This is a genomic window from Stenotrophomonas sp. P5_B8 (genome assembly GCF_054049855.1).
Map to the genome: position 1 here is coordinate 1 of NZ_JBFULO010000475.1, position 2,740 is coordinate 2,740.

Annotated in this window: 3 protein-coding genes; all 3 read left to right on the plus strand. The window is 60.3% G+C overall.

Going from position 1 to position 2,740, the window contains the following annotated elements:
- A partial coding sequence (locus tag ACXJKH_RS18250; RefSeq protein WP_457321458.1) for a helix-turn-helix domain-containing protein occupies positions 1–517 on the plus strand: 517 nt, incomplete at its 5' end.
- A gap of 151 nt (positions 518–668) precedes the next feature.
- Positions 669–1,193, plus strand: a complete 525-nt coding sequence (locus ACXJKH_RS18255) for a DUF1993 domain-containing protein (RefSeq protein ID WP_457321460.1) — start codon at positions 669–671, stop codon at positions 1,191–1,193.
- Positions 1,194–1,947: 754 nt separating this feature from the next.
- A partial coding sequence (locus ACXJKH_RS18260; RefSeq protein WP_457321462.1) for a lipid II-degrading bacteriocin occupies positions 1,948–2,740 on the plus strand: 793 nt, incomplete at its 3' end.

The following is a 2,740-nucleotide window of genomic DNA, read 5'->3' on the forward strand; positions in this document are numbered from 1 at the left end:
GCTTAGACGGGAGCGCGAGCGCGTGGGTCTGTCCATTTCCGAGTTGGCCAAACGAGCCGGCATCGCCAAATCCACCCTGTCGCAGCTTGAGGYGGGAGTCGGCAACCCGAGCTTGGAGACCCTCTGGACCCTGGCGATGGCACTGGACGTCCAGGTGACCCGGTTGATCGCCCAACCTAAAAGCCACGTCCAAGTCATCCGCGCCAATGACGGTGCCACGGTGGCGTCGGAGCAGTCGCACTACACGGCCACCCTGCTGGCGGTCTGTCCGATGGGTGTGCAGCGCGATCTCTATCGGCTGGCGGTCGAACCTGGCGCACCTCGCCTGTCTGAACCGCATCCGCCGGGAACGATTGAACATGTCGTGCTATGTAGCGGACGTGCCCGGCTCGGACCAACCGAACAGCCCGTCGAACTGTCCGCAGGTGACTATGCGAGCTATTCAGCGGACCAGCCTCACATATTCGAAGCGATCGAGACCGGAACCACCGCCATTATGTTGATCGAGCACACGTGAGGCGCGACGCTGGTCTTAACGTTTTCCCGCGTCTACAGAAGCGCGAATGAGGCCGGCATCATCGCTCCCACATCTGCCAGAATCAGATCGTTGAGGGGCATTACTGGCCTGCACCCGGCACCATCCCCGGTACCAAGCAAAAGGAAGCTGCATGACCATCCATCAAGTGAACATCTGCGGATTCGCGCAGATGCTCCGCGCGCTCAAAGGCCAGCTGGACAAGGCCGAGGCCCATGCGCTGGCGCTCTGCTACGACCCGCGCAACCTGCTCGCAGCGCGTTTGGCGCCAGACATGCACACGCTTGCCAAGCAGATACAGTTCGCCTGCACCCAGGCGCGCGAAGCGGCGTGTCGACTCAGTGGACAGCCGCTGCTATCACTTCCTGCCCCCGTCGACATGGACCAGGCGCGTGCGCTGATCGACCAGACATTGCACCACCTGGCCGGCGTCGACGCGGACGTGATCAATGCCGGCGCCTCGCGCGATGTGGCCATCGAGCTGGCCGACGGCCTTGCCTTCGACATGAAAGGCAGCGAATACGCGGCGAACTGGGCCACCCCGCAGTTTTATTTCCACCTGATTACCGCTTACAGCATCCTGCGCCACAACGGCGTACCACTGGGAAAGGCTGATTACGTGCCGCACATGTTCGCCTGGCGGCGACAAGACGGTTGATCCGGAGCAGGCCGAATCTCAGACCGGCTGACACTCAACAGCCATAGATTTTCGTCCTCTCTTTCTCACCTGCCCCTCCACGCCCGATGACCGGCCCCTCGGCGCCGCCCTACTCTGGGCTAAGTCCTGACCTAGGCCCGCGCCTCGAACCATCCGGCTTCGCCCTCCGCTGCCGGCGTGCTCGGGCGCCAAATCGACGAGTACTTTGGCGGTCAGACACATTCGACGCACGGAGCCATATGTGTTCCGAATCGGGCAGCGTGGATGTCAGCGGCTGGCATCAACCATATCCCAGCTTGACGCGTGCGACCGCTACAGGGCTCAAACGGCCAGATGTACCTTAAGGCTCGCGTGACCACTTTGCCGCCCCTACGATTCAATCACTAGATCAAGGACCTTGGCTCATCAAGGAGTGTCGGATCCTGCGCCTTCGGCCATACCATCGCATTCGGGCGCCGCTACCAGTAGGGGGCCCGATCAGTAGGGGCCCGATGAAGGCTTGCCCTAATCACGGGTTCCTCCATCCCTTGATTACAAACACATGCCGGTGCACGCTCGCGATGGCGAACAGATTGCGGGTCGGAGAAGCGTTCGCTGTTGTCGGAGGGCATCGAAAAAGGACGAAGCGGAAACTCAATTAGAAGCTCGGCCCAGTAGCGTGGCTCGCGTAGAGGTCGCCAACGGGCAGCAAGACCTCGACATGCCGTTAACACATACATAACGATTGCGACTCATTCCCACATGGAGACGTGGCATGTCGACTGTTCCTACCCTTCCGACCGTTCCAGTATTTGCGCCCCCGCAGCCAGACCCCTACTTCGGCTTCGGCGGCGTCCAATACGCAATCGCGTTGAGCTCTCCTATCCTTCAGGAGGACACGCCCCCGCCCATCATCATCCGGGCTCACTTCGCAAATTCGGACGGGATCTGGGCGACCGAAGGCACGGATCAGCTCTATGAGCTCTGCAAAGTGATGAGCAACCGGCCTGGCGATTTCGTGCGCCAGCAAATTTTCCGCTACGGCGCCTACTGCGGCTGGCTCGGTGGGAACAGGGAATGGGCGCTCCCGGGTTCCACTCCAACCTCGCAAAATGGTGTCCCCATTCTCGATCCCGTGCAGGCCTGGGTCGAAGACGGGATGCGCTGGCCTCCCGCTTGGCGCGGCAACCTCTTCGACACCCCATTCCTCGCAATCCAGGGCGTGGCGCATTACATTGGAGTAAAGGAGAGCCGGACCGTCTCCCTCGCTGATCTCGGGCTCTTCAATCAAGTGACTGACTTCTCCCCGATCATGAACATCTTGCGTGATCACAACAACGGGGATGGAACCTATCAGTTCAACGAGGCCTTCTTCGAATACAACACTTTTGATCACGTCACCAATAACGTGCATGTTGCCAGCCTGATTGGACGGGTCGCGGGGACATTGACTGGAACCCTCACCATCACGGGGGGCACTTATGTCTTTGATGGAAACTATGGCCTCAACCCAGACACCTACGATGCCAACCCTTCGAATCGACCTCACTACCAAGAAGCCCTGACAT